This window comes from Collimonas sp. OK307, from assembly GCF_900113705.1.
In the GTDB taxonomy this organism is placed as follows: domain Bacteria; phylum Pseudomonadota; class Gammaproteobacteria; order Burkholderiales; family Burkholderiaceae_D; genus Collimonas.
The window spans coordinates 1-5,552 of record NZ_FOQI01000037.1 but is presented as its reverse complement, the minus strand read 5'-3'; the positions used below and the strand labels follow the sequence as shown (position 1 = coordinate 5,552).

The window sequence follows — 5,552 nt, the reverse complement described above, 5'->3', positions numbered from 1 at the left end:
GTCTTGCCGCTGGTAAGAGCGTATAGCTGCGAGCCGTTGACGGCATCGGTGCTGGTGGCATTCAACGCCGCCGGCGCCAGGTTGGTGATGGTTACCGGCGCACCGGCGCCGGCGCCGCCGGTCGCGCCCAGGGTGATCTTGCTGCCGCCCACCGCATCGTACTTGACCGCGATATTGGCCGTGTTGTCGACATTGGTATTGAGCGCCGTCAACGCCCCCGCGACCGTCGTCTGCGCCGTCGGCCCGGTGACTGCACCGGTAGCGCTAACACTATTGATCGGCTGGCTAAAGCCGGCAACATTGCCGGTCGCCGGATCATAGGCAGCGCCGCCGCCCAGGGTGCTGGCTGTGGTCGTGCCCAGGTTATTGATGCCGGTGACGACCGTATTCAACTGCGAACCGTTGATGGCATCGGTGCTGGAGGCTGAAATCACGCCTGCGGCGACGTTCTGGATCTGACGTTCGGTACCCGCCGCACCGACCGACACCACGCCATTGGCGACATTGGCAATGCCTGCCGCCGTGCCGCCAAACTGGGCGGTGACGCCCGTGTGCGGCGCCGCCGTGGTCGAGCCAGCTCCGAGCGCCACATCATTGGCGTTGTTAGCTTTTGAATTGGTGCCGATCGCCACGCCGTTGCCCAGCACCGCATTCGCCGTATCTCCGAGTGCAATGCCGCCGGCGGCCGCAGCGGTCGACGCGTTGCCCAAGGCGATAGAACCCTGTCCAATCGCGCTGTTGCTGTTGCCGATCGCGACGGCGCCATTGGCTGCAACAGTCCCGCCCGCATTGCCTGCCGCGGTGTTGTTCGCCCCCATCGTGACGGCGCCCGTACCAAAAGACACATTCGGATCGCCGATTGCCACCGCACCATTGCCATTGGCGACCTGCCCTTCACCCAACGCTACCGCGCCGGTGCCGCCGGTTACCTGCGAATTATGGCCGCCGGCCATGGAGCCTGTACCGGCTGCGGCGGCGACGGTACTGCTGTCGCCAAAGGCGATGGTAGAAGCCGCTTGCGCCTTCGATGCACGACCGATCGCTATGGCGTCGGCAGCCGACGCATTGGCTCCCAAACCCATGCCGATGGAATAGATGCCCGATGCGCTTACGTCCGTACCGATGCCGACGGCCGACTCGGCCGACGCACCAGTCCCGGCAGTGCGGGCGCCCAGGTAGACTGCGTTGAGGGCCGACGCATAGGCTTGCCAGCCGACGGCCGTCCCGTGGGTTCCTCCACTCACAAGCGAGCCCGAGCCGAGAGCAACGGCATTGTTGGAGTTGACGACCTTGGTCACATAACCAATGGCGATGCTGTTGACCGAGTTCGCATCCACCGAGCTGCTGTTGGCAAAAGCAACGCTATTGGTGCTGGCACTGACCGAAAGAGATCCCATGGCAAGGGCATTGGCACCGGAAGCCGTGACATCGGTGCCAATGCCAATCGCGCCACCCGCGGTCGCACCGGTGCCGGCAGCGCTACGCGCCCCCAGATAAATGGCATTGATGGAGTTGGTATAGGCTTGGAAACCCATGGCTATGCCGTTCTGGCCGGTGGAAAGAGAGTTGTAGCCCACGGCCAGCGCGCCCAGCACGTTGGCGTGCGCAAGCGATCCCAGCGCGGTGGCTCCAGTACCGCTGGCCGCGGACTGAAAACCCATGCACGACGCGGTGCTGTTATAGACGTTGTAAGGCGCCACGGAGCAATCCACCGCTTGCGCCTGCGCCAGCGAAGCCCATCCGAGCCAACCGGACGCCACCAGCGCGGCGAACACCGCCGGGCTCCGGCTGCGCAACAATGCGCGACGGCCGCCTTGTCCCGGTGCGCCGCCACGAGGGCACGCGGCGATCTCCGAAGCGACCACGAACTGGTTCCGCGCGGGACTCCAGACCTTGCAGTGAATCTTGTTCATAACATCTCCTTGGTTTAGGGAATATGGGAAATAGCAACGGGCTCGACATGCTGGCGCGCAAAAGCTCTGGGCGCGGAGATCGGTATATTGAGCACATTTTTTACAAAAACTTGTCTTGCATCGGCTTGCTTATCGTGGTGAAGCACCGATGGTTTTTTTTTCGACAGCCGTCCCCTGCCTCTGCTGAAAACCAGCGGGGGCTCACGGAAAAACTGAACAATCTGTCTGAAAATGGGGCCGGCTAGCTATCGCTGCGACGATGAGATAAGCGGCTTAGAACCACGCGAGGGCGATTCAACCAGCGCCTGGTGGGGAGAAAAATCTGTCGTCAGAGCAGCGATTAAACGCAAAAGAATACGTTTTTTTGAAACAGTGATTAAAGAAATACATTGATCGTTCCCTCCTAGTTATCCCGATTTCGATACGTCAATCGGGTTGCAAGAATTTCACTGACGATGATGTTTTAACGCTGCCGCCGGACGAAACCGAAATGTTTTAGTTGTTGCGAATTGTTACCTTCAGTGTCTCCACCCATCATCCATAAAACGTCCATAACCCGAGAAAAATACGGAAATTCAGATGGCGTTTTAATATTTTTAACAATGTTTAACAATCTGTGTCGCAATTGCAGCCAGGAAACAACATTTGAACGAGGGTCATTCAGGATGAGCTTGATGGAAACTCTATTTTTCATCGATAACAGCGTGGCCGTTTTTTGCAGCTGCTATCGGTTTTTCACCAGGAGGGATTAATTGAGACGTATATGACGCGTACATGACGCAAGCCGTCATCGATAGCCAGCCGCGGCTTGCAACGCATTTGGCTGAGCGATCTTTGCAAGTATCTGTTGCCGTTCTTCAAACGTTAACATGCTATACGCTACCTCTCGCACGAGCCTGTAACGAAACTGGAAATGGCCCGCTTCAGGCTTCTTCTCAATCAAGCCTGAAGCGACCAGCGTCTGGATCAATTGCTGGCATTTGCGGATACTGACCGATTCGATTTCGGCCAGGACATGCAGCCCGAACTGGAAACCTATGCATGAGGCATGGCACAGCACCTGGCGTATCTCCCCAAGCATGTCTATCCTCTCCATCAAGAGGTTGCGCAACGACTTTGGACAGGTGAAATGAACTTCAGGATTCGGATTCTGGAGCAGCTTTTCAAGGAATAGTGGAATGCCGTCGGCCATTTTAAGCAGGTGCGATTGCCATGTCGGCGAGGCTTCGAGAAACTGGGGAAACTGCAGCGCCATGCTGGTCGCCTCAGCCATGCCAAGCGGCTGTATATCCACCAAAATGCCGGGGCTCAGGACTGGCCCTGGTATTTTGGGATGCTTCCGGCATGTCACTATCAAAAATATGCCCAAGGACCTTTCCCTCTCCCTGAGCCAGGCGATGAAGTCGAGTGAAACTTTATCCGCCCATTGGATATCTTCAAACACCAGTACGGTAAGAGACCCTTTGTGATTTTTTTTCAGGCTGCCGACCAGCGAGGAAAACAGCTTTTCCCGTTCGAAGACCGGGTATCCGTGAATATTTTCTTCATGCGCATTCAGGACATTGGATAGCAGGCTTGATCCATTGTCATCTGCAGAGACAGCTCCAGGAAGCACATTGGCTGATGCCGGCCCGATACTGTCGCTGGATCCGGTGTTTCCCAAGGCTCCCCCAAGCGAGCGGACCAATGCAAGGATGGGATGTAATGGCGACAGCAGGTTTTCGATATGAAAACAAGCGCAATGGGCATTGGCGAACTGTGTTTTCTTTGCAACAAGGAATTCCCGTATCAAACGAGACTTGCCCACCCCCGCTTCGCCGCTCAGCTGCACACATATCCCGCCGTCGACGGTGGCCTTTGTCCACGCCAGGTCCAGCGCCTTGAGTTCATCCGCCCGGCCCACGAAAGTACAGCGATGCGAGGGCGCGACGTCGCGCATTTCGTTGCAGGGCTCGCGCAGCGCATGCACCTCGACTGCCTTATGCGGAGCGCCATCAAGGGACTTCATGTCAAACAGCGACGCAATTCCATGCTGGGTCTCTGCCGATGCAACCAGCGCCCCCATCGGCGCCGACTCTGCCAGGTTGCGCGCAATCGTGGTGCATTCCCCCAGTATGTCAGGCAAGGTATATCCCGGACCTGTCATCATGATGTCGGCATGGACCGCGCTTCGGATGCCGACATGACGGAACTCTTCCGCAATGCATTGACGGATGGACAATCCGGCGGCCAGGGACCATTCGGTTATGAATTCGTTTGAAACCGGATAGCCGAAATAGGCGATGACGACAGAATTCGATTGCTGCCGGAAGGTGCCGCAATATTTCGACAGCAATTCGCGCAACCGCACGATGGCCGCCGTACTCATGCGCAGCCATGCCTCCCGGTCACAATGGACAAGGGGAAACAGCTCGACATAGAGGGTGGAAACCAATCGATATTCTCGCCTTGTCCCGGGTGCCGAAAATTTTCCCAAAACAGGATTTGATCTTGCTGCCTGAATTGCCGGCAGCGATTGATACGCCGATTTTTCAAAGAGCGAGGTGATCTCTTGGGGAGGAGAAGTCCCGAGGTGCTGCTGGGTCATGCTGCAGTAAGCATCGTATATATTGCGAGCCGCAACCTGGTTGCCCATCTCAAGGTGCATGTGCATGAGGCGGGAGTGCGCCAGTTCATTCAAGAAATCTGCCGAGATGAGCTGTCGGCACCGCCGTTCCATGGCATCGAATTCGCCTGCATTTGAATGCAAAACGATGGCATGCTCAAGCATTGAAACATTTTTTTGTTCGCACCGCGCCCGCCTGAGCTGCAGCCAGTTGGCAAGCCTCTCGCCGGCAGGAAAAATCCCGTCCAGCAACGGCCCCCTGTAAAGTGCAAGTTGCCGATCGGTTAATTTTATGCAGTCGATCTTTTCCCAGTTCTCGAATTCGTCTGCATCGACCCAAAAGCGCTCTGTTGAAAGGCGGACAATGCTGCGATCCGCATAGAGCAGCGATTTGTCCAGTCTGGCCCGCGCAAACGCCTGTTGCAGATTGAACAGCGCACGGCGCAAGTTGGCTTTGCCATCATGCTCATACAGTTCTGGCCATAACAAGTCAACAATTGATTCACGAGTATGCGCTCGAGGTTCCAATGCAAGATATCCGAGCAGAAGAGCAAGCTTTGTATAGGCAAGTTTTATTTTTTGGTTGGTTTCAGCATTGTAAAATTCGAACGTACCTAACAAATGCAAACGCGCAATAGACATATTTTTCCTAAACTAGCGTTATAAAATCTGTCAGGGTAATGACATTTTTTAACACCATGTATCGACGTATTGCCAAATAGCAATGTTCATGCCATATAAATTCATCCTATGTGAAAACCATAACTTCAAATCTGGGTTTTGAGGAATTTCGCTTAATACATTCGATCGTCACGCACAAATGCACTGAATGCCACCGCATCGCACAGGATAGGTAGAAGAATCGGGGTAAAACCAAAAAAGAGCGGTTTCCTCAACCTAATTTTCCTTGGTTCTCTTTCTAATACTCAAAAATCACTCCAAAAGTGCATCACTTTCCGTCACGTTAATGCAACCATTTTCCCCGCGAATCCCGCGTGGCCTGGAAGCCTGGCGTTTTTGCGAACTGCGTTAAA

The 5,552-nt window shown here is 55.4% G+C and carries 2 protein-coding genes; both read right to left on the bottom strand.

Annotated elements, in window-relative coordinates; translation table 11 throughout:
* On the bottom strand, window positions 1–1,913 hold a 1,913-nt coding region (locus BM205_RS23840), incomplete at its 3' end, for an ESPR-type extended signal peptide-containing protein (RefSeq protein ID WP_256381774.1).
* Between the two features lie 787 nt (window positions 1,914–2,700).
* Window positions 2,701–5,160 (bottom strand): AAA family ATPase, encoded by a 2,460-nt coding sequence (locus tag BM205_RS23835; protein WP_092417334.1) that lies wholly within the window; start codon window positions 5,158–5,160, stop codon window positions 2,701–2,703.
* Window positions 5,161–5,552: the final 392 nt, after the last annotated feature.